General features: G+C 34.6%; 22 protein-coding genes. 4 read left to right on the top strand and 18 right to left on the bottom strand.

Annotated features, from left to right (window positions below; genetic code table 11):
• Window positions 1-43: 43 nt before the first annotated feature.
• Window positions 44-406 (bottom strand): DUF983 domain-containing protein, encoded by a 363-nt coding sequence (locus FF52_RS16450; protein ID WP_008467253.1) that lies wholly within the window; start codon window positions 404-406, stop codon window positions 44-46.
• Window positions 407-502: 96 nt separating this feature from the next.
• On the opposite strand from FF52_RS16450, the gene FF52_RS16445 reads away from it, so the two are divergent.
• Window positions 503-1,366: a helix-turn-helix domain-containing protein gene (locus FF52_RS16445; protein ID WP_008467252.1), complete on the top strand. Its 864-nt coding sequence runs from the start codon at window positions 503-505 to the stop codon at window positions 1,364-1,366.
• A gap of 224 nt (window positions 1,367-1,590) precedes the next feature.
• On the opposite strand, the gene FF52_RS16440 is transcribed toward FF52_RS16445, so the two are convergent.
• The 5 genes from FF52_RS16440 to FF52_RS16420 all read right to left on the bottom strand — a co-directional run bounded on the left by FF52_RS16440 (window position 1,591) and on the right by FF52_RS16420 (window position 5,539).
• Entirely contained in the window at window positions 1,591-2,124 is a 534-nt protein-coding gene (locus FF52_RS16440) for a YceI family protein (protein WP_008467251.1), read from the bottom strand.
• Window positions 2,125-2,259: 135 nt separating this feature from the next.
• Window positions 2,260-2,487, bottom strand: coding sequence for a (4Fe-4S)-binding protein (locus tag FF52_RS16435; protein ID WP_008467250.1), 228 nt, complete (start codon window positions 2,485-2,487; stop codon window positions 2,260-2,262).
• A gap of 165 nt (window positions 2,488-2,652) precedes the next feature.
• The gene (locus FF52_RS16430) at window positions 2,653-3,369 is read right to left on the bottom strand and encodes a pirin family protein (RefSeq protein ID WP_008467248.1); all 717 of its coding nucleotides are present in this window, start codon (window positions 3,367-3,369) and stop codon (window positions 2,653-2,655) included.
• A gap of 323 nt (window positions 3,370-3,692) precedes the next feature.
• Window positions 3,693-4,052, bottom strand: coding sequence for a hypothetical protein (locus FF52_RS16425; protein ID WP_008467246.1), 360 nt, complete (start codon window positions 4,050-4,052; stop codon window positions 3,693-3,695).
• Between the two features lie 5 nt (window positions 4,053-4,057).
• Window positions 4,058-5,539, bottom strand: a complete 1,482-nt coding sequence (locus FF52_RS16420) for a helix-turn-helix domain-containing protein (protein WP_035691758.1) — start codon at window positions 5,537-5,539, stop codon at window positions 4,058-4,060.
• Between the two features lie 210 nt (window positions 5,540-5,749).
• Here FF52_RS16420 and aceB point away from each other — a divergent pair, with 210 nt between their 5' ends.
• Together aceB and aceA are read left to right on the top strand one after the other, a co-directional pair.
• A complete protein-coding gene (aceB, locus tag FF52_RS16415; protein WP_008467243.1) occupies window positions 5,750-7,351 on the top strand; it encodes a malate synthase A in 1,602 nt (533 codons plus the stop codon).
• 242 nt (window positions 7,352-7,593) lie between these two features.
• On the top strand, window positions 7,594-8,874 hold the full coding sequence (gene aceA, locus FF52_RS16410) for an isocitrate lyase (RefSeq protein WP_008467241.1): 1,281 nt from the start codon (window positions 7,594-7,596) through the stop codon (window positions 8,872-8,874).
• A 104-nt stretch (window positions 8,875-8,978) separates the two neighbouring features.
• On the opposite strand, the gene FF52_RS16405 is transcribed toward aceA, so the two are convergent.
• The 8 genes from FF52_RS16405 to FF52_RS16370 all read right to left on the bottom strand — a co-directional run bounded on the left by FF52_RS16405 (window position 8,979) and on the right by FF52_RS16370 (window position 17,731).
• Window positions 8,979-9,554 (bottom strand): Crp/Fnr family transcriptional regulator, encoded by a 576-nt coding sequence (locus FF52_RS16405; RefSeq protein WP_008467238.1) that lies wholly within the window; start codon window positions 9,552-9,554, stop codon window positions 8,979-8,981.
• Window positions 9,554-9,874 carry a DUF6370 family protein gene (locus FF52_RS16400; RefSeq protein ID WP_008467236.1) on the bottom strand — a complete coding sequence of 107 codons (321 nt, stop codon included), beginning with the start codon at window positions 9,872-9,874 and terminating at the stop codon, window positions 9,554-9,556. The genes FF52_RS16405 and FF52_RS16400 overlap by 1 nt, the downstream gene beginning before the upstream one ends.
• Window positions 9,875-9,876: 2 nt before the next feature.
• Window positions 9,877-11,037 (bottom strand): formate-dependent phosphoribosylglycinamide formyltransferase, encoded by a 1,161-nt coding sequence (gene purT, locus FF52_RS16395; RefSeq protein ID WP_008467235.1) that lies wholly within the window; start codon window positions 11,035-11,037, stop codon window positions 9,877-9,879.
• 474 nt (window positions 11,038-11,511) lie between these two features.
• Window positions 11,512-13,380 (bottom strand): peptidase U32 family protein, encoded by a 1,869-nt coding sequence (locus FF52_RS16390; RefSeq protein WP_008467234.1) that lies wholly within the window; start codon window positions 13,378-13,380, stop codon window positions 11,512-11,514.
• A gap of 147 nt (window positions 13,381-13,527) precedes the next feature.
• Window positions 13,528-14,367, bottom strand: a complete 840-nt coding sequence (dinD, locus tag FF52_RS16385) for a DNA damage-inducible protein D (protein ID WP_035691780.1) — start codon at window positions 14,365-14,367, stop codon at window positions 13,528-13,530.
• A gap of 168 nt (window positions 14,368-14,535) precedes the next feature.
• Window positions 14,536-14,991: a ferritin-like domain-containing protein gene (locus FF52_RS16380; protein ID WP_008467232.1), complete on the bottom strand. Its 456-nt coding sequence runs from the start codon at window positions 14,989-14,991 to the stop codon at window positions 14,536-14,538.
• 375 nt (window positions 14,992-15,366) lie between these two features.
• The gene (locus FF52_RS16375) at window positions 15,367-16,557 is read right to left on the bottom strand and encodes a pyridoxal phosphate-dependent aminotransferase (RefSeq protein WP_008467231.1); all 1,191 of its coding nucleotides are present in this window, start codon (window positions 16,555-16,557) and stop codon (window positions 15,367-15,369) included.
• Between the two features lie 76 nt (window positions 16,558-16,633).
• The gene (locus tag FF52_RS16370; protein ID WP_008467230.1) at window positions 16,634-17,731 is read right to left on the bottom strand and encodes a fatty acid desaturase family protein; all 1,098 of its coding nucleotides are present in this window, start codon (window positions 17,729-17,731) and stop codon (window positions 16,634-16,636) included.
• A gap of 107 nt (window positions 17,732-17,838) precedes the next feature.
• On the opposite strand from FF52_RS16370, the gene rsmG reads away from it, so the two are divergent.
• Window positions 17,839-18,468 (top strand): 16S rRNA (guanine(527)-N(7))-methyltransferase RsmG, encoded by a 630-nt coding sequence (gene rsmG / locus FF52_RS16365; protein WP_008467228.1) that lies wholly within the window; start codon window positions 17,839-17,841, stop codon window positions 18,466-18,468.
• Window positions 18,469-18,538: 70 nt separating this feature from the next.
• On the opposite strand, the gene FF52_RS16360 is transcribed toward rsmG, so the two are convergent.
• The 4 genes from FF52_RS16360 to FF52_RS16345 all read right to left on the bottom strand — a co-directional run bounded on the left by FF52_RS16360 (window position 18,539) and on the right by FF52_RS16345 (window position 23,112).
• Window positions 18,539-19,270, bottom strand: coding sequence for a hypothetical protein (locus FF52_RS16360; protein WP_008467227.1), 732 nt, complete (start codon window positions 19,268-19,270; stop codon window positions 18,539-18,541).
• Window positions 19,271-19,612: 342 nt separating this feature from the next.
• On the bottom strand, window positions 19,613-21,238 hold the full coding sequence (pruA, locus tag FF52_RS16355; protein ID WP_008467226.1) for an L-glutamate gamma-semialdehyde dehydrogenase: 1,626 nt from the start codon (window positions 21,236-21,238) through the stop codon (window positions 19,613-19,615).
• Between the two features lie 154 nt (window positions 21,239-21,392).
• Window positions 21,393-21,779 (bottom strand): Co2+/Mg2+ efflux protein ApaG, encoded by a 387-nt coding sequence (gene apaG / locus FF52_RS16350; protein WP_008467225.1) that lies wholly within the window; start codon window positions 21,777-21,779, stop codon window positions 21,393-21,395.
• 79 nt (window positions 21,780-21,858) lie between these two features.
• Window positions 21,859-23,112, bottom strand: a complete 1,254-nt coding sequence (locus FF52_RS16345; protein ID WP_008467224.1) for a DUF5103 domain-containing protein — start codon at window positions 23,110-23,112, stop codon at window positions 21,859-21,861.
• Window positions 23,113-23,118: the final 6 nt, after the last annotated feature.

Genomic DNA, 23,118 nt, shown 5'->3' with positions numbered 1-23,118 from the left:
AATTGAAAATTAGTTTCAATTGGAAGGCAAAAATAATACTTTTTTATTTCGTATAATCCTTAAACATATAAATCCATGCTAATCTGGAAAATCTCAGGTTAAAAGGAGTAAGTAGAGTGATCGAAACAGCAATAATTGGAAGGATTCTTAAATCGAAATTTTTCTCAAAGAAAAACTGTGCAATACAATACGTTGCAATTCCTTGAGCAACAGTTAGCCCATAGTTTACATACATGGCGCCAAAGAAATAGCCAGGCTCTTTTTGGAATTTATAATGGCAATGACTGCAGTATTCATTCATTTTTGGAAAACTGAAATTCAGAAAAATATTCTTGTCTGTAAAAACTTTTCCTTTATGACAAACAGGACATTCGTTTTTTAAAATATGAGTTAATGCGCTTGACATGATATTATTGATTTTTGTTTATACAAAGGTAATTCAGAGCATTATAAAAGTCTTTTTAGTATCTTCGCTTATTATAGCACAATAGAGACATTTTTTATGAAACGATATCCAATTTATAGTGTTCGGAATTTCAGCTGTAACGATATTCACCGTGATTTTTATGTCAATACTTTTACGGAACACTTAAAAAGTCACAGTTTTGTCGAAGAACCACATCGTCATGATTCGTATTTGATGGTCTTTTTTACTAAAGGTTCGGGATTACATGAAGTCGATTTTGACCAATTTGAAATCAAAAGAGGAAGTCTTTTTGTGCTTCAACCAGGACAAATGCACCATTGGAATTTGTCTGAAGATATTGAAGGTTTTGTAATTATCTTTTCGCAGGAATTGTACAATTTGTATTTCGGACAGAAGAAAATCAACGATTATAATTTTTATCATTCCATTCAAAACCGACCAGAAATGGTTTTTGAAGAAAATGAAATTCCGAAAATTCTCCCATATTTCGATTTGCTGATTCAGGAAAATAGCCAAGACAATAAATACCAATTAGACAAATTACTGAATTTGCTAGACTGCATTCATATTGAAGTAGCTAGAAAATATGGAGAAACTTATTCGCATCAAACCCATTCGTACAATATCAAAATCAATAAGTTTGAATCGCTTTTGGAAGAGCATTTCAGAACTCAGAAACTGCCTTCATTTTATGCGGAAAAGCTAAATATTACGCTGAAACATTTAAACAGAATCTGCAATGAAATTCTCCAAAAAACAGCGACAGAAGTAATTATGGACAGAGTGATCCTAGAAATCAAAAGAATGCTGATCGACAAACAATTAGCCGTAAATGAAGTTGCATTCAAAGTTGGCTACGAAGATTACTCATATTTCTCCCGATTCTTCAAAAAACAAACAGGAATGTCGCCAACAGAATTTAGAAATACTTCACGTTGAGTTTTTTATAACCACGAATTACACAAATTTCCACAAATTAATTTTTGCCACAGATTAAAAAGATTATTTGGATTTTTAATCTGAGGGAATTCTTCATCTGTGGCAAAAAAAAATAAAAAATAATAATTTGTGCTAATTTGTGTAATTTGTGGCTAAAAAAAACAAAAGCCCTGCGAGTAAACGCAAGGCTTTTAACCAACCAATTAAATCTAAAACCAAATAGATTAGGCTTGTTTTACAAATTGTAATTCAATGTTTAAACGAACTTCTTCGCCTACTAAAACACCCCCTGTTTCAAGAGCTGAGTTCCAGTTTAAACCCCAATCTTTACGATTAATTTTTCCTTCTATGCTTAAGCCTACTTTTGTATTTCCCCAAGGATCAGTCATGATTCCGCTAAATTCAACTGGAAATTTTACTGTTTTTGAAACACCTTTAATGTTTAAATCTCCAGTTAATTCAAATTCACCGTCATTAATTTTTTTGAAAGCAGAAGATTTGAAAGTTAATTTAGGATGATTCTCAGCGTCAAAGAAATCACCGCTTCTTAAATGTCCGTCACGATCTGCATTTGCAGTGTCGATCGAAGCGATATCAGCAGAAAAACTGAAATCTGCATTATCAAAACTTTCTCCTTCTGTGATTGCAGAAGCCTCGTAAGTTCCAAATTTTCCTGAAACATTAGTAAACATCATGTGTTTAACTTTAAAACCAATTTCTGAGTGAGTTGGGTCAATTGACCATTTTGTAGTTGCCATAATTTTATTTTTTTAAATAATTAATTTCATTTTGATAGGACAAAGTTACGATGGCAGTTGTCCTTAAGCACTTAACCTAGATTAAGAAATGTGAAAGACCTAACAGGTTTTTAAAACCCGTTAGGTCTCTTGCGATTATTTTTTATTCATGTAAAATGTCAACGCTCCTGATGGGCATTTATTAACAGTAGTAATAATTTTCTCAGTTGTAGATTTCTCTGGAGTAATCCACGGTTTTTCTTTTGGGCGAAAAACATCTGGATTGTTTTTGACACAATTAGCCGAGTGAATGCATTTTCCAGATTGCCATACAATCGTTACTTCGCCGTTTGTGTATTCTTTAGTGAGGTTATTTGGATTCATGGTTTAAAATTTTAAGAGTTAGTTTAATTTTAAAGTCAGACCAATTTTTTTACTTATAAAGTTAGTCTTCTTTTTTGAAATGAAATAAAAAAAGAAACGACAATAATCTGATTTCCAGATTTATTATCGTTTCAAAGTACAGGTATTAATTGTTATTTGTTTGAATTAATAATTCATCGGAATGTCCATTAATAAAAATTCAGCATCTGTATTGGCTTTAATGTTTAAAGTATCAGTTCCTGAGATTCCAACCGCATCGCGAGAATTTAATTCCTGCCCGTTGATTGTAACATTTCCTTTTAAAACGAAAGCATAAACTCCGTTTCCTTCTTTTTTGATTTTATATTCAGCAGTAACTCCAGAATCGAAATTACCCATGTTGAACCAAGCGTCTTGGTGAATCCAAACTCCTTCATCATCTGCATTTGGTGATAAAACCTGAGACAATTTGTTATGTCTGTCAGCAACATCCAAAGTGATTTGCTGATAACGTGGAGTAACATTTCTTTTGTTCGGAAACAACCAAATCTGTAACAGTTTAGTCTGCTGATCTGCATTCGGATTAAACTCGCTATGCTGAATTCCAGTTCCGGCGCTCATCACCTGAATATCTCCGTTTTTAATTACTTCCGTATTTCCCATACTGTCTTTGTGAGCCAAATCACCTTCTAACGGAATCGTAATAATTTCCATATTATCGTGAGGGTGAGTTCCAAATCCCATTCCGGCAGCAATTGTATCATCATTCAAAACACGAAGCGCTCCAAACTGAATTCTGTCGGGATTGTACCAGCTCGCAAAGCTAAAACTGTGATAAGCGTTCAACCATCCGTGATTTGCATTTCCTCTTGATTCTGCTTTGTGCAATACTATATTTTCCATGATTTTGTCCTTTTGTTATTTTTATGGTACAAAGATACAGCCGATGTAAAGGAAAAGCACTTAATCTAGGTTAAGTTCTTTGAGGTGCTAAGTTTTGGAGGTTCTGAGGGACTAAGTTTTTAGGAACAAAGGCACAAAGTTACAGAGGGTTAAAGGTTTTACCTCAAATAACCATACGGTTTGTCATTTCGACGAAGGAGAAATCTTCGCAAGTAACTCCGCAATGTGAATCCAATCTTTGTCGAGCTTCTTATGAGGATTTCTCCTTCGTCGAAATGACAAGATTGGGGCGAATTATTAGGCTGAAAATCTGTTGAATTAAATTACTTAATCCTAACCAATTTCCCCTTCCCAACCACTTCATCAAGATAATTTGCAGAAGAACTTTTCTTATCATGCATAAAAAAAGGAATCGTATCTTTTTCGATTTGATCTTTTGAAATGCTGATAATTAAATCAGTATTAATGAAATTATCCAATAATATTACGTTGCCATATGAAATTTTCCCTTTCGGCATGAACTTATTATCAAAAATAAAAACGCTATCCTTAAAAGTAATTTTATCTTTTAGAATATAAGCATTGTCATCTTCAATTAAATAATTATAGCGGCCAGTAAGTTTGTCTGTTTTTTGGTTGAAGTTGATAAAAAACAAGGTTAGTAGTAAGGCAAAATATTTCATAAAGGTCAACTGTATTGATTCATAAACTGCTGCACAACTGCATCTGTATTCTCATGGCGTTTTTTTCTTTCTAAAACAATCGGTGGAGCAGCTCTTTCTAAACAATCTTTTACTGCGCAAGTTTCGCAAGTTACACCAACAATCCGTTTTACCAAAGGTTTTGCATCAATGAGTTTGAATTTCTTTTTCATGGTTGGATTAATCAAAATTCCAACAGAAATACTTCGAATAGTATCATGCAAAAAAGGATCTTTTGTAGCCGATGAAAAAACTAAATATTCGTTGCCACTGTTCGCATAACTCGAAATTTGAGCATCAAAAAAATGAGGTTTATTTTGTTTAATAGCTTCGTCAATTGTTTTTACCGAAACCCATCTTCTGCAATAATGTTCGTTGGTTTCGTTGGCATGCGGTTCCTGCTGATGCGTAATGTGCAATTCCTTATTTATCTGATAAAAATCAGAACCTATTTTGTGCGATAATCTTAAAAAGAAAAGGTTTTTCAACTGAAAATCTTTCGGCAATAAATTGGTCAATCGCTGATAAAACGATTCAGGCGAAACTTCAAAACTTTCAATTAATTGAACAAATTCTTCCGGTTTTGGATTTTCATTTTCCAGAAAAGAATTGATTTTATCAACCACTAATTTTCTAGGTAATATTAGAGCGCCTGCAAAATAAGAAGCGTAAAAATTGTTTAAAACCTGATCGAAATTTTCAAACTTAATCCAGCTGAAAGTCAACAGACGATCAGAAATTTTCAAATAATTATAGGCTATTTCTTTAGCTAAAATAAAGGCTTTCTGTGGATCGTCAAGCTCGGTTGAAAGCAGTAAAGTTTTGCTTTTCGGAACGTAAATCGAACGCAAATCGCCTAAAGCTTCCTGATCTGTAAAAGCAATTTCTTTGATGTTGTATTCATATTCTTCTTTTAAAATCGCTTCCAGTTCTTCAACGCTGATTTTAGAATCCAAATTAATCTGAAAAGACTTCGAAAACTCAATTACCTTTTCTTCTAAATCTTCAAAATAATTACTGTGCGCTTCCTGATAGGATCGCAAAGCGGCTAAAAAGAAACTTTCACGGCTTAAATTATAATGTTGTGCAATTTCGATTATTGTACTAATAAACGCATTGACTTTGGCAGGAGCATTCGCAATAATATCAATTAAATCAGCTTCCTGAATCCCGAAAAGCTCTAAGGGAATCTCTTTTAAAATTCCTGATTTTAAGATTTCGCCAATCGGAGCGAGGTTATTATCGAGTTTTAAAGACACCATTTGGTCATAAGTCACGTCCAAATGCTTGCACAAAAGCAAAATTTTATCCGCTTTGGGGTATTTTTTTCCTTTTTCAATTTCATTTAAATATGATTTTGAAAGATTGGTCAGTTTGGCCAAGCCAAAAAGCGACAGGTTTTTTTGCATGCGAACCTGTTTCATTTTGAGCCCAAAGATCAGTTTTATATAGTCTTTTTCGATATCCATAATCCAAATGTAAGTAATCTAAAAATAAACGCCAAAAAAATATTTTTTAAATTTAGCGAACGTTCGCTTGTTTTGTAAAAAACTTTTTTATAACATTGTATCGTTGAAACTTGTTAATTATGAATTAGTTATGATTGAGTTGTTTTTGACGAAATGATAAGAGTAAACAGAAAATCTGTTTTTTAAAATTTAAAATTAAAATCTGCAGCTATGAAAAACCAATTAGAGATCACTGAAATGGCTATAGAATTCCTAGCCGACAAAAAGCTTGCTTATCCAAAAATCTGGACAGAAGAAGCAACTGCGTTTATTATCGAATTACACAAAAAATTCGAATCGCAAAGAAAATTACTGCTTTTACAGAGAGAACAGAAACAAGTCACTTTTGATCAAGGAATTATGCCGGTTTTTATTCCAGAAACCAAAAGCATCAGAGAAAGTAATTGGACAGCTGGAGAAATTCCGAAAGATTTACTGGACAGAAGAGTGGAAATTACTGGACCGGTAGACCGAAAAATGATTATCAATGCTTTGAATTCGGGTGCCAAAACTTTTATGGCCGATTTTGAAGACAGCACTTCACCAACTTGGCAAAACCTGATGGATGGACAAATGAATTTGATTGATGCCGTTAATAAAACCATCACGTTTACCGATTTGGTGAAACAGAAATCATATCACTTAAATGAAAAAATCGCAACGCTGATTGTTCGTCCAAGAGGTTTGCATCTTCCTGAAAAACATGTTTTGATTGAAGGAAATGAAGTTTCGGGTTCTTTGGTAGATTTTGGTTTGTATGTTTTTCATAATCATAAACGACTTTTGGAAAACAATTCTGGACCCTATTTCTACATTCCGAAATTAGAACATTATCTAGAAGCGAGATGGTGGAATACTGTAATTGATTTTACAGAAGATTATCTGAATCTGAAACGAGGAACTATAAAAGTGACGGTTTTAATTGAAACCATAACGGCAAGTTTTCAGTTGGATGAAATCATTTATGAATTGAAAGAACATATTGTGGGCTTAAACTGCGGACGTTGGGATTATATTTTCTCTTACATTAAAAAGTTTAGAAAAAATCCAAAATTCATTGTTCCAGATCGTGATCAGGTAAATATGACTTCGCCTTTTATGAATGCGTATTCAAATCTGGTAATTCAGAGATGCCATAAAAGAGGAATTCATGCGATCGGTGGAATGGCAGCTCAAATTCCGATTAAGAATAATGAAGAAGCAAATGCTATCGCTTACGCAAAAGTAAAAACTGATAAAGAGCGTGAAGTTCGAAACGGCCACGACGGAACCTGGGTAGCGCATCCGGATTTAGTTGCAATAGCAAAAGAAGTTTTTGATAAAGGAATGCCGTCTCGAAATCAGATTCATGTAAAACGAGAACATCGAAGAATCACAGAAGCCGATTTGATTGAACCGCCAATTGGATTAATCACAGAAAATGGTGTTCGAAAAAATATCAATGTTGCCGTTTTGTATTTGGCTTCATGGCTAAACGGACAAGGTGCGGCTGCTTTGCATAATTTGATGGAAGATGCCGCAACGGCTGAAATTTCAAGATCGCAATTGTGGCAATGGCTTCAGAATAAAGTGATTTTGGATAATGGGCGAAAATTAGATTTGGCGTATTATCATGAATTGGCTTTAGATGAATTCAGAAAAATCAAGGAAGAATTAGGAGAAGAAAATCATGAAAAACAACAGTTTCCATTAGCTGAAAAATTGCTGGAGAGATTGGTTGTAAATCTGCATTTTGTGGATTTCCTAACGATTCCGTGCTATAAATATTTGTAATTTATTTAAACACATAGAAACATAGGTTTTAATTTTCTATTGAAAAAAGGGAAAAGAAAAAACTAGTTTTCACACATAGATAGCTATGTGTATTTATGTAAGTGAAATGCCTTTAACCACAAAGGATGACTATGTTTCTATGTGTTTAAAATTAAATTCAAAGAAAAAAGTCACAGTTAAAAACTGAACACTTAAAACTGCGACTGAACACTAAAAAACAAACCACTTTAACTATGCTATTTATGAAAACAACAGAAGACAGAATTCAGGAATTGATTAACGATTGGATTACGAACCCTAGATGGAAAGGCGTGGAGCGCCCTTACACCGCAAGCGAAGTAGTAACGCTACAAGGGTCTTATAAAATTGAGCATTCGATTGCCAAAATGGGTGCGGAGAAATTATGGAGAAAGTTAAAAAGTCAGGATTATGTTGCGGGTTTGGGGGCGTTGACTGGAAATCAGGCGATTCAGGAAGTTGATGCGGGTTTAGAGGCGATTTATTTAAGCGGATGGCAGGTTGCAGCAGATGCAAATCTGGCGGGAGAAATGTATCCTGACCAATCGCTTTATCCTGTAAACAGCGTTCCGATGGTGGTAAAAAAGATCAATAACGCTTTACTGCGTGCCGATCAGATTCAGACTGTAAATAATATTGAAGATAAAAAAGATTATTTAGTTCCGATTGTGGCTGATGCTGAAGCAGGTTTTGGCGGAAACTTAAATGCTTTCGAATTAATGAAATCAATGATTGAAGCCGGAGCTTCTGGAGTGCATTTTGAAGATCAGTTAAGTTCTGCTAAAAAATGCGGACACTTGGGCGGAAAGGTTTTGGTACCAACACAAGAAGCGATTAATAAACTTATTGCTGCGCGACTGGCTTCAGATGTTATGGGAGTTTCGACTTTAATCGTTGCCCGAACAGATGCCGATGCAGCGAATCTATTGACAAGTGATGCAGATCCAAGAGACAGGAAATTTTTAACAGGAGAAAAAACAAGCGAAGGTTTCTTCTATGTTAAAAATGGAATCGAGCAGGGAATTGCTAGAGGTTTGAGCTATGCGCCATACGCCGATTTAATTTGGATGGAAACCAGTAATCCGGATTTAGATTACGCAAGAAAGTTTGCAAAAGCAATGAAAAAAGAATTCCCAGATAAAATGCTGGCATACAATTGTTCTCCATCTTTCAATTGGGCGGCAAAATTATCAGTTGCCGAAATGGAAACGTTTAGAGAAGATTTAGCCGAAATGGGATATGCTTTCCAATTCATCACTTTAGCTGGATTCCATGCTTTAAATACAAGTATGTTTGAATTGTCTAAAGCCTATAAAGAGCGCGGAATGGCAGGTTACTCTGAATTGCAAGAGCGAGAATTCGCTTTACAGAAAAACGGATTCAGAGCGGTAAAACACCAAGCTTTCGTAGGAACTTCATATTTTGATGCGGTTCAAAACACCGTTATGTTAGGAAAGTCAGCTATAACAGCAATGGAGCATTCTACGGAGGTTGAGCAATTTTAAGTTTTTTTAACCATTAAGATATTAAGAAAGTTAAGCTTTATATTCTTAAAAATAAGACAGATTAAGTCTCGCTTAATGAATCTTAATGTCTTAATGGTTTATTTTTACTTCTTCAAAAGGCGAGCTTTCATTTTGCTAAAGAATTCTGGTGTTACGCCAATGAAAGAGGCGATTTGTTTTTGAGGAACTTTGTGAACCAATGATCCATATTTTTTAGTGAATTTCTCAAAACGTTCTTCGGCAGGTAAACTCAAATTGTCCATTAATCGCTGTTGATTCGCAACTAAAGAATTCTCAATTAAAATCCTGAAAAAACGTTCCAGCTTTGGAATTTCAAGATACAATTGTTCCTGATTTTCTTTGGATAACGAAACGACTTCAGCTTCTTCTAAAACTTCAATAAAAAGCTGTCCTGGCTTTTGTGAAAAATAACTGTACATATCGCTCATCCACCAGCCTTCACATGCGAATGAAAGAACATGTTCAACAATATTATCGTTGATGTTGAAACTCCTTAAAATTCCTGAGTTTACAAAATAAGAATGCTTGCAGACTTCGCCAGCATTTAATAAAAGCGTTTTTGCCTTGTAAGTGTTCGTTTCTAATTTAGATAAAAAAAGCGCCTGTTCTTCTGGTGTCAGAGAAACGTGTTTGGCAATGTTTTCGAGAATTAATGCCATTATTTTTTATCGTCTATTAAAGTAAATGAAGTTGCTTTGAATCTGTCTCCTTTGATCTCTCCCGTAACTAAAGCTTTACTGATCGCATTGCAAAAACCTTTCTCAGCGTGAGCATCTCCATGATCGTGAATCGTAGTTCCGTCAACGAAATACGATTTTCCGTCAATACGAACGGCTAAATCACAGCTTTTGCCTTTCATTCCGAATTGACATTCTCCGCAAGAAGCTTCAACGACTGTTGGTTTGTCAAATTTCTTTTTGTCTTGTGCCTGTACTGCGATCCCAATAAAAAGGAAAGTCGCTAAAAGTATGTTTTTCATAGTTAAGAATTTACAGTTATTAATTTTGCCGTTTCTTTGGCACGTTCAGTTATTTCGTTAATTGGAGTCGAAAGTGAGTCGTGGCTTAAAACAACTCCCATTCTGCGGTAAGGTCTTGAAGTTGGTTTTCCAAAAATCCTGAAATCTGTTTTAGGTAAAGCGGCTACTTTTTCGATTCCACTAAAAGTTGGATTTGCAGAATCTTCTGATGCTAAAATTACGGCACTTGCTCCAGCTTTTTCTAAAGTGATTTCGAAAATTGGAAGACTTAAAATGGCGCGTAAATGTAATTCAAATTCGTTGAAATTCTGAGTTCCGGCCAAAGTAACCATTCCGGTATCGTGAGGACGCGGAGAAAGTTCAGAGAAATAAACACCTTCATTAGTTAAGAAAAATTCGACACCAAAAAGTCCTGCTCCGCCAAGTGCTTCGGTAATTTTTTCGGCCATATCCTGAGCTTCGTATAAATCTTTTTCTGAAACTAAAGCAGGTTGCCAACTTTCTTGGTAATCGCCTCTTTCTTGTCTGTGACCAATTGGGGCGCAAAACAAAGTTGGATTGTTATTTTGTGTAATCGTCAAAAGCGTAATTTCTGAATGAAAATCAACAAAAGCTTCTACGATCACTTCAATAACATCACCACGCGAACCTGCAACGGCATATTGCCATGCTTTTTCTATATCACTTTCGGTTTTGATGGTTGATTGTCCTTTTCCTGATGAAGACATTAAAGGTTTTACAACGCATGGAATTCCAACTTCCTGAACTGCTTTTTGCAGTTCTTCAGCAGAAGTAGCGTATTCGTATTTTGCTGTACGTAATCCAAGTTCTTTTGCAGCTAAATCACGAATGGCCTTACGATTCATCGTAAAGTTTGCCGCTTTCGCTGAAGGAACAACGGTGATTCCTTGTTTTTCGTAATCGTAAAAACGTTCGGTGCGAATGGCTTCTATTTCGGGAACGATAAAGTCAGGTTTATGTTTGGCTACAATTCTATCAAGCGCTTCGCCGTCGAGCATATTGATGACTTCAAAACCGTGTGCGACTTGCATGGCGGGTGCATTTTCGTAACTGTCAACTGCGATTATGGTTTGTCCGATTCGTTGTGCGGCAATGACAAATTCTTTGCCTAATTCGCCTGAACCTAGGAGTAATATTTTCATTTTGGAATGTTGTATTGTTTGAGTAGTAAAAGTAGCTAAAAATGTTTTTAACCACAAAGTTCGCAAAGAATTACGCGAAGAACGCTATATTTTTGTTTTTAAGTTAAAAAAGAGCACAAAGAATTTCTCTCGCAGATTTTGCAGATTCGGCAGATTTAATTTTGTAATTGATTTTAGTTTTAAGACAAAGTCACCATACAGTTTGTCATTTCGACGAAGGAGAAATCTCCACGAGTAGCTCTACAAAGATTGGCTTATTGGAACGGAGTTACTTGCGAAGATTTCTCCTTCGTCGAAATGACAAGATTGTGGAAATAACAGATTATTTAACCGCAAAGTTCGCAAAGAATTACGCAAAGAACGCAAAGTTTCGCTTTTAAGTAAAAGAAAAGGTTCGTAAAGATTATTTTCAAATCTTTGCGAACCTTGCGTATACCTTTGCGTGTTTGCGGTTAAAAAACTTTGCGGTAAAAATTAATGAAAATGATCTTCTTCAATCTCAAATTCAGCATCTTTTTCCCAGATTTCCATTTCGCAGGGTTTGCAGTTGAATTTTAATTTGTATTCCAATTCTCCCTGTTTTAATACTAATGGTTCTTTTACCTTAACACCTACAATATCTTTTTGGTGTATCGGACATTTTTTCAATTCGTATTTGATGCAATATTTAGTTGTCATTACGCGGGATTTTCCTGGATCCCATTGTAATTCGAATGCTTTTTCGATTTCGGTAACACCGTGGCGTTCGTAGAATTTACGAGCGGTTTTGTTTGAAACGTTGTACATGAAATCCAGTTTCGTTTCTGGATACGGATGCGACGTTTTTACCAATTGGTGTTCTTCACGAACGTAATTTGCCAAACGAATTTCTGATAATTGTTCGAAAACATTTCTTCTCATTTCATTGATTTTTGAAATAGGGAGGAACCAGTTTTCAGAGAACATTACATTGATTTCATCAGCGCTGTAAGGTGTAAAACCTGTTTTTGCCAACTGAACTTTAATGTTTTCTTCGATCGATTCGCCTGTTTTCGTTTTTTCTTTCGGATGCTCTAATTTTACTGTACTTACGTTTCCGTCTTCATCGGTTGCGATTAATTCAAAACCATTTTCGTTTTCAGTAAGCAATAAAGTAGTTCCGATTTTACGGATCGCACTATCTTCTCTTTCTACGATTTTGATGAAAGCAGCATCGTTATTTCTGTAAATAAAAGTTCCGTCTTTAATTTCTTTTAGAACGTTTGGATACACTTTTCCATTTTCGGCTTTGTTTACGTAGATTCCGTCAGCTTCATTATTTTCGTTGATGAAACAAAGTCCGTCACCATTGTTTAATAATTCGCCGTTTTCGATTTCGTAAGCACCACCAACAGTTCTGATTAATTTACCAATATATTGTCCTTTTGATTTTGGGCTTTCCCAAGAACCAATACTATTGTGTCTGTCGTTTACAAAATAATCGGTATAGCCACGATTAAAAGTTCTGTTTAATGCAGAATCAAAAGTATAAGTGCATTTTCCAGAAGAAGCTTTCGTGTATTTATCGCTTCCCTCTAAAAAGCTATCTAATTTTTGACGTAAATAAGAAACGTTGTTTTTAACGTAAGCTACGTCTTTTAAACGTCCTTCAATTTTGAAAGAAACGATTCCAGCTTCGATCAGATTCGGAATCTGATCTGAAACATCTAAATCTTTAATTGAAAGCAAGTGACTGTTTCTAATTAAAGTATCTCCGTTTCCGTCGATTAAGTTATAAGGTAAGCGGCAGTTTTGTGCGCAAGAACCACGGTTCGCACTGCGTTCTCCGTTTGCCACACTCATATAGCAGTTTCCGCTGAATGATACGCAAAGTGCTCCCGTTACGAAGAATTCTAATTCAACATCAGCGTAATCGTAGATTTCTTTAATTTGATGCAGGTTCAATTCGCGCGCTAATACCACACGTTTGATTCCGGCATCTTTAAGAAATTTTATTTTTTCTTTGTCACGATTGTTAGCTTGTGTACTGGCATGAAGGACGATAGGAGGCAAGTCCATTTCCATAATCGCCATATCCTGAATAATTAGTGCATCTACACCAATATCGTATAATTCCCAGATCATCGCGCGACAAGTTTCTAATTCGTTGTCGTACAATATGGTATTTATAACTACAAAAACCTGTGCGTTAAATAGGTGCGCGTATTTTACAAGTTCAGCAACATCTGCGATAGAGTTGTTGGCGTTTGAACGTGCTCCAAATTGAGGTGCACCAATATATACAGCATCGGCACCACTATTTATGGCAGCCATTCCTCCAATTAAATCTCTAGCAGGAGCTAATATTTCGATTTTCTTCTTCATTTCTAAAACTTTAGACTTTTGTGGTATTCCCGAAAAAAAGTGTGCAAAGGTCTAATAAATTATTTGAGTTTGCTAGTGATGAAGCGATTTTTTTGAATTTGTTAACTTATAAGACGGTGATTTTGTAGTTGCGGAATCTTTTATTAATTATTTTTTCTTTTTCTTATCAGCTCTTAAAAGTTTTTTTTCGTCTCCGTCAAGTTTTCGTTGGAGCTTTTTTACATCTTCTGCTGGGGATAGATTTTCAGGGATAATACCTCTTTTAGTCAACATGTCTCTAACAGCAATATTGTTATCAATATGTTCTGTCTCTATTTTGCTTTGTCCTTTTAAATCTTTACTTTGAACATTTAAGCCAGTCATTTCTGCCGCTAGGTCTTTTGCTTTTATGCTTATTGTAGGTAAGAAATCTGCAACGGGTCTATTGTCAGGAATTCCCATTTTCTTTTTCAGCGTAGTAGTGTTCAATCTGAATAGAGCTTGATCACCTTTGCTTCTTATTAATGCAAATCCATGGCTGTCAACTCCTCTTTCATATAAAATACCTGATAATTGTTTTTCGGTTTGGCTTAGTTTTTCTCTGGCTTTTATTCTCTCAAATTCTAAAAGACGTTGTTCAACCATTTCTGCTTTACGAGTTTGAACTGCGAAATAGTTTTGTGCGAATGCAATTTCTTGTTTTCTACTGTCCCCATTTTGAGCAATCAAATAACATGCATAACGTGTTAGTGCGATATCATTTATTGATCTTTCAGAATTTGAACCTAGCTCAACCATTTTCCTGACGTCAGGAAAATGGTTGTCTATATTTTCACCCGCGTTTTTACAGGCATCCTTAGCTTTTTGAATTACTTTTTCAAAATTTTCCCACTTACTATAACCAAGTAATAATTGTAAGTCGCGTGCACTCCAACATTCAATTCCTTCTAATTCTAATGTAGCTGATTCAAATTTTTCAAAAAGTTTTTTGATTTCGTCCGATTTCATATTCATTTATTTCATAATCTAAATTGTTTAAATATATAAAAAAACAATAATAAGAAGTAAGTTATTTCTTGTTTTTTTTATATAAGTAAGATTTGACTAGCATAACGAAAAAAACTGCCCAATCTGAAGACCGAGCAGTTCTCAAAAAAAAAAGCATGAATCGATCGATTAATTTGCTCTCATTTTAATTTGTGATAAAGTATTTTGAATACTGTTTAACTGTTTTGAAACAATATATACCTGATCGTGTTCTAGATGATTTTCTTCGAGTGCCATTTTATATTTTTCGATAGCGGCTTCTTCACCAGTAATGCAGGCATTTATGATAGCTTCTGTGTCACCATCGGTAAAGGCAGATTTTATATCAATCCAAGTACGGTGTAAAGCCCCAAGCGGACCTCCGCCAGAAGTATCTGTCGATTTTCCTAGTTTGTTGATTTGGTTTTGTAACTCAACAATAAATAAAGCTCTTTCGCGGGCGTATTCAAGAAAATCAGTTTTCATTGCTGGATTTTCTACATGTTCCGCTGCATTTGTATATCCTAATTTTCCATCTTCCAGAATTGAAATTAATCCTTCTAAAGTTTTAATGGTTTCTGTTGTGGTTTCTTCTGCATGTGTCATGACCTATAATTTTTAAAAATTAATATGCTACAAAGTTTGTAATTATAACATGCTTATTTTTATAGGATTACATTTTGAGTTTTATAATATTGTGGAATGGGAATTTTGAAACTCTTTTTTTTGTTCGTCACGGATTTCTCGAATTTCACCAATTTTAAATGCTCAAAAATTTTCTTTTGTAGAATGATGTTTCTCGTATGCCGTTTGCGTGAGGGATAGGAGCGATATCCTTTTATGGCGGGGTTCGCCATAAAAGATATAGTGGATAGCCTCCCGATAGCTATCGGGATGGGACACGCCAAAAAAAACAGCTTAAAGTATAAAAGTGATGAAACTTTTGAACCTTAAGCTGTTTTAGTAAAACTTAGAATATGTTTATGCAGTCAAAGCTTCTTTGATTCTGCGTAATGCTTCTTTTAAAATATCGTTGCTTGTTGCATAAGAGAAACGAATACAGTTTGGATTTCCGAAAGCATCTCCTGTTACGGTTGCAACGTTTGCTTCAGCTAAAAGGTACATAGAAACGTCGTTTGCATCTTTGATTTCGTGTCCTTTTAAAGTTTTTCCGAAGAAAGAAGAAACGTCTGGGAATACGTAGAATGCTCCTTCTGGAACGTTAATTTTGATGCCTGGGATTTCTTGTAATAATCCAACCACTAAATCTCTACGACCGTGGAAAGCTTGAACCATTTCGTTTAATACGCTTGGATCAGCATCTACAGCAGTAATTGTAGCTCTTTGCGCCACAGAATTTGCGCCAGATGTTACTTGTCCTTGGATCTTTGTACACGCTTTTGCGATAAATTCAGGAGCTCCGATATAACCAATTCTGTATCCTGTCATTGCGAATGCTTTTGCAACTCCGTTTACAGTGATCGTTCTATCTAACATTCCTGGGATTGAACCGATACTGCAGAAAGTTCCTGAGAAATTAATGTGCTCGTAAATTTCATCTGAAACTACATAAATATTTGGGTGTTTTTCTAAAACTTTAGCTAAGGCTGTTAATTCTTCTCTGCTGTAAACAGACCCTGAAGGGTTACATGGAGAAGAGAACCACATCATTTTTGTTTTTGGTGTGATTGCAGCTTCTAATTGTTCTGGTGTCATTTTGAAATCGGTTTCGACAGAAGTTGGAACTTCAACTGGAACTCCGCCAGAAAGTTTTACGATTTCGAAATAAGAAACCCAGTATGGTGCAGGTAAAATAACCTCGTCACCGTCGTTTAACATTACTTGCGCAATGTTGTATAAAGATTGTTTTGCTCCTGTAGAAACTACAATTTGAGATGGTTTATAATCTAAGTTATTATCTCTTTTGAATTTTCTGCAAATTGCCTCTCTCAATTCAAGGTAACCTTCTACTGGAGAATAAGTGCTATAATTTTCGTTAACTGCTTTAATTACTGCTTCTTTGATAAAATCAGGTGTATTGAAATCTGGTTCACCTAAACTTAAGCTGATAATGTCTTTTCCTTGTGCTTTTAATTCGCGAGCTAAAGCAGCCATTGCTAATGTTTGCGAAGTCGCTAAGTTGTTGATTCTGTCCGAAAGAATATGATTCATTATAAAATTTTTGAATGTCCTTAATTTGCTGTGTTTATTAAGGAAGGTTAATTATTAATAGATTTCTTTTTAGTTCTTAAACTGCTAATTCTGGCTTCATTCCCAATTCGCGTAAATGCTTAAAGTGAGCAATAACAGCACTTCGCATTGTTTTATATTCGTAATAAGGCAAATTGCATTCTTTTGCTGTTTCTTTTACAATTTGAGCAATTTTACCGTAATGAATATGACTGATATTTGGGAAAATATGATGTTCAATCTGATGATTTAAACCACCTGTGTACCAATTTACAATTGCGTTTTTTGGAGCAAAATTGGTCGTTGTATATAATTGGTGAACTGCCCAAGTGTTGTCCATTTCTCCTAATTCATTTGGAGTTGGATTTGTTGTATGATCAACAACGTGAGCTAATTGAAATACTATACTTAAGATTAAACCTGCAGTATAATGCATTACAAAAAATCCTAAAAGCACTTTCCACCAAGTGATTCCAATAAGAATTGGAAGAACAATCCAGATCGAAAGATAAATGATTTTAGTAATGATTAAAGTGGTCCAAAGAATTTTTGGGCTTTTTGGCTCTCCATAAGATAATTTTCTTTTAAGGTAGTTACGCATCTGTTTGAAATCGGTTGTAAGTGCCCAATTGAAAGTCAATAATCCATATAAGAAAACAGAATAGTAATGCTGAAAACGGTGAAAACGATGCCATTCAGCATGTTTTGTAAAACGAATAATACGGCCCGCATCTAAATCTTCGTCGTGTCCAGGAATATTGGTATAAGTGTGGTGAAGCACATTATGCTGTACTTGCCAGTTGTATACATTTCCTGCTAGAACGTAAATGGTTCCGCCCATAAATTTATTGATCCAATTTTTAGTCGAATAAGAACCGTGATTTCCGTCGTGCATTACGTTCATTCCGACACCTGCCATTCCAATTCCGATTACGATTGATAAAAGCAACATTACCCAAAACGGCATGTCAAGCGTAAGGATTAAAAAGTACGGAGTTAAAAAAACAGCAAATAGAATAACAGCTTTTAAATGTAATTGCCAGTTTCCGGTTTTTTTGATATTATTTTCTTTAAAGTAATTGTTAACGCGAGAGTTAAGCGTTCTAAAAAACTTTAAATTGTCTTGCCGTGCAAAAGTTGGAGCAGTGTTATTCATAATTAATTTAAATAGATTTCAAAGGTAATTATTATAAATTTTCAATTTACAAAATTGAGTTAAATATTTCAATCGTAAAGTAGTACTTTTGTTAAAAAATTATAGCAATGGATGAGATATTGAAATATTTTCCCAATTTGACTGATCTTCAAATCGAACAATTTCAAAAATTAGACTTTTTATACCACGATTGGAATGAAAAAATCAATGTTATTTCGCGTAAAGACATTGATTCATTATATACAAAACACATCTTGCATTCATTAGGAATTGCCAAGGTTATGAAGTTCGAACCTGGAGCAACAGTTTTGGATGTTGGAACAGGCGGAGGCTTTCCTGGAATTCCGTTAGCGATTCTTTTTCCTGAAACCCGTTTTTATTTGATTGACGTTATTGCCAAAAAAATAAGAGTGGTTCAAGGTGTTGTTGATGCACTTGAGTTAAAGAACGTAAAAGCAGAACAAAAGCGTGCTGAATTGGTAAAAGGAGACTTCGATTTTATTGTAAGCCGAGCAGTTACTAATATGCCAGATTTTGTTTCATGGATTAAAGATAAAATCAAGAAACAGCACAAACACATGTTAAAAAATGGAATTCTTTATCTGAAAGGCGGTGATTTAACCGAAGAGTTAAAGGATTTTCCAAGTGCTACTTTATATGATTTAGCTGATTTTTTTGAAGATGAATTTTTTGAAACTAAAAAAGTGGTTCATCTTCCCTTAAAATTTAAACCTTAATAACAAATAACCCGATTAGGATATTCTAAGCGGGTTATTTTTTTTTGAACAAAACTAAACAGTTTAAAAATTACGAAGCCTTTTTCGGAAGATTTAAAAAGCTGTTTGCTTTAAGGTCTAAATTATCAATGAAGGCATGAATAGCATTCTCTGATGCTTCAACTGAATATTGGAATGTTTCATCAAAGAAAAACTCTCTGGAGATTACGGGCTCATTTGATGAATCGTATACTGCTTCGTCGCTTTCGTCCAAAACATCATTTCTGTAAGGATTAGGATGAGAATGGGTTAAGTTTATAATAGTTTGGGCAAACCAATGGTCGAAGTTTTTCTTTTTTGGCGTAATATGACGCGCTAACAATACCAATCCGACAAGATCATTTTGTAAAAAGTAAGAGCCTTTGCGGTATCGTACATCGATCATTCTCACATTCATTAATGCAATCCATAGAGCGCCGTTTATAGAGCCAGTTGCTGGGATTTCGAATTCGGTGTCAAATAATAAAGGATTGGTCTGTTCACGATTGTTGATAGAGCACCAAAGTGCTTCAATTCTTTTTTGCGTATCGTTTGTAGCTTGGCTATAACCTGTAAAACGCCAGTAAATCCATTCTAATAACGCAGCGGTCAAGCCAATAGAACCTTTATGATTGATTTGCATTAAAGCATTTTCAAGCTCTTCATTCCCTTCAATAGGGTCTAAAAGTTTGTTTATTTTCTTTTTTGTCCATTTATAATCTATGGCATGTCCAATGCTTTTAGATTCCATAATAACTTTGGGAACATTGTTTAAATTTCTCATACTTATGCTGTTAATTTATTTAGATCTTTTAATGTTGTTTAATATTGAAACAAATTTAGGCTGATGAGTTTTTTTTGAAGGGAACAATAAGTTTTTTAAATATTAAAATAAGACATTTTGTTTTTTTAAAGTGCTGATTTTTAAATAAATAAGAAAAGTATTACAAAAACATTTACAGAAGTCATGTGTAATAAAAATTTTAAGTCCTATTCTGAAAGAAATGACAGATAAAGGTGAAATCAAAATAATAGGAGAAGTAATTTTTCTATAAAAAGAAAACGCGTCTAATTTCTTTGAAATTAGACGCGTTTTTATATTCTAAATCTGAACTCTAAAATCAGATTATCCTAAGAAAGGGTATCTGTAATCTTCTGGAGTTACAAAAGTTTCTTTAATAGTTCTTGGAGAAGCCCAACGCAATAAGTTTAATGCCGAACCTGCTTTATCATTAGTTCCAGAAGCTCTTGCTCCACCAAATGGCTGCATTCCTACAACAGCTCCAGTTGGTTTGTCATTGATATAGAAGTTACCAGCAGAGTTTTGTAATTTTGTTGTAGCTACTTCAATAGCGTAACGATCTTGGCTAAATACAGCTCCTGTTAAAGCATACTCAGAAGTAGTATCAACTAATTCAAGAGTTTCTTCCCATTTAGCATCTTCATAAACATAAATTGTGATAACTGGTCCAAACAACTCAGTTTCCATTGTAGTATATTTTGGATTTGTAGTTAAAATAACCGTTGGCTCAATAAAGTATCCAACAGATTTATCGTAATTTCCTCCAACGATGATTTCTGCTTCAGCATCTTTTTTAGCTTGATCGATATAACTTGCTAATTTGTCAAAAGAACCTTCGTGGATAACCGCTGTAATGAAGTTTCCAAAATCTTCTGGAGAACCCATTTTCATAGATTTTACATCAGCAATCAATTGTTCTTTTACAGCTGGCCATAAACTTTGTGGAATATAAGCTCTAGAAGCAGCAGAACATTTTTGTCCTTGGAATTCGAAAGCTCCACGAGTAATTCCCGTTACCACTTGTTTTACGTTTGCGCTTGGGTGAGCAATGATAAAATCTTTACCTCCAGTTTCACCAACGATTCTTGGGTACGTTTTGTAATTGTGGATGTTTGCCCCAATTTTAGCCCAAATATCTTTAAATACGTGAGTTGATCCTGTAAAGTGAACACCAGCAAAATCGCGGCTAGCCAAAACAGTATCAGTAATCATTAAAGCGTCTCCGAAAACTACGTTGATAACTCCATCAGGAACTCCAGCTTCTTTGAAAACGTCGATAATAACTTTTGCAGAGAATACTTGGCTATCACTTGGTTTCCAAACCACAACGTTACCCATCATTGCAGCACTTGCAGGAAGGTTAGCAGCGATAGCAGTAAAGTTGAATGGAGTAATAGCGTAAACAAACCCTTCTAATGGTCTGTATTCTACACGGTTCCAAACAGAAGAATCTGATTTTGGCTGATCGTTGTAGATTTGAGTCATGAACTCAACATTATAACGTAAGAAGTCAATTAATTCACAAGAAGAATCAATTTCTGCTTGGTGGATATTTTTAGATTGACCAATCATTGTAGCGGCGTTGATACGAGCTCTGTATGGTCCAGCGATAAGTTCAGCAGCTTTTAAGAAAATAGCAGCACGCTGTTCCCATGCCATGTTTGCCCATTTTTTTCTTGCTTCAAGAGCATTGGCAATGGCTTTTTCGATATGTTGTTTTTCAGCTAAATGGTATTTTCCAACAACGTGTTTGTGGTCGTGTGGAGCTGTAATGTTTCTTGTATTTCCAGTTCTAATTTCTTCGCTTCCAATATATAAAGGAACGTCAATTTGAGAATTCCACATTGTGGTATAAGCAGCTTGAACAGCAGCTTTTTCTGGTGAGTTTGGTGCGTAGCTCTTTACAGGCTCGTTTACCGCTTTTGGTACATGGAAAAATCCTTTAAGCATGTTATTTAAAATTTTGTGAATTAGACAATTTAAAGTTAGACGATTTGTTTTGTTACGAATAATCTAACGTTGCACAAAAGTACAAAGGATAAATTAATAAATTGACAATTTTATGATTAAGATAACGATAAAAGCAATAGTTGTAAACTATATCTTAATTTAATGCAAAAGGAGCACACATTCTAAAAGTAGGGACAATTACTTTGAATGTCTTTGTTGTAGTAAAATTGATCATATTAAAATGACCTTTCATTGCGCCGTAAGGAGACGATAATAAACAGCCAGAACTGTAAGTATGGTTTTCGCCAGGTTTTAGAACCGGTTTTTTGCCAATTACACCTTCACCATCTACAACTTCTAAATCATTTAGAGAATCAAAAATTTCCCAATGGCGAGAAGTTAACTGTACAGAATCTTTACTATGATTTTCTATGGTAACTACGTAGCTAAAAGCAAAATGAATCTTGTAGTTTTTGAAGTATGTGCCTTCAAAACTAGTCAAAACAGATATTTTTATGCCTCGTGTAATTTGAGAAACCATACTAACGCCGTATATATGTGAGTGTTATAGAGGCAAAGCTACAAAAAAAAATCGTTTAATCTAAAACCTTAACATTGTTTTAATTGACTATATTGATAGAGTTTGCATTTCCTTTTCCGATTACACGCTGATAACGGTCAGTAGCTTCTTTGTAATAAACCAAGATGGTGTACTCGTTTTCAGTCTGATAAAAGTTTCCGTCAATAGCATTTTCAAAATCAACAACGCCTTTTTTATCGGCAACGGTATACTGAAAATTAGTAAAACCTTGCTTAATCATAATGGCTTTTTCAAAAACTCCTTTGTCGTTATTGTAGTCCATTTTATATTCTGGCGAAAGACTGTAGTTATTAAACATTCCAGAAATATAAATGTCTTTGTTCATTCTAAAAGCAGGAGCAGAGAGGCTGAAATAAACCCAAGCATAATCGGCTTCAATATCGTTGTTAGAACCGTTTATGTTCTTTACAACAAAGTTTCCGTTTACATCTTCATAATTGGTATAAATCTGATTTCCTCTTGCGGCGTTAGTATACAGAAACGAATTGTAAATATCATTGTTAGAGCCTACTTTGGCTACATTATTACTAGCCGCCCTAATGTCTTTATTTTCAAAATATAAAAACTCATTTCCGCCCCAAAATTGGGTTTCTTTGTCGTATTTGTAAACTAGCTGATTGCCAATTGTATACTGAGGAGCAATATTTTTTATCTCAGTATGGAAATTTCCGTTTTGCAATAAAAGCACTTTCACATTTTGCAACGGGGTTTGAAATACAATATCATTAGATAAAATAGCAAAATCCAAATTCTGTTTGTAGTCAATATTGCTGAGGTTACGGCTTCTTTTTACTTGAACTCCAACTGTACAATGGTTTTCATATAAAATAAATTTTCTCGAAAAAACAACTTCTCGATCTTCATTCAGAATTCGCAACATATAATTTCCCGAAAGCTTCAATAATTGTGTAAACTGATTAGGGAAAGAAAGCCTATAATGTGTATAAACCTGCAGCGTATTGAATGAATTGGAAAAATCGGTAATTCTCTGATTATCCATTCCAAGAATATAGTCCGTTTTTGGAATTTGCGTTGGAATCCAATTATAATCGCAATGAAGAACTTCAAAATAATAATTGGCTTCATTGCCAAACAAATCATCAAATTGAAAGGTAAATGCAGAGCCTAATTCAAAAATTGGCGGGACATTACTGCCATTTTGAATGAAAGAAGCAGTTTTAATATTATATGGAGGGTCGATTTCTTTTTCCTGAGCTTTCGCTAAAGTGAAAATAAAAAGAAAAATAAAGCTTGTATATAAAAATTTCGGCATCTTTAA

It is taken from the genome of Flavobacterium sp. F52 (assembly GCF_000278705.1).
GTDB classification, from domain to species: domain Bacteria; phylum Bacteroidota; class Bacteroidia; order Flavobacteriales; family Flavobacteriaceae; genus Flavobacterium; species Flavobacterium anhuiense.
The sequence above is the reverse complement of the archived record's forward strand: the minus strand, read 5'-3'. Positions and strand labels throughout refer to the sequence as shown.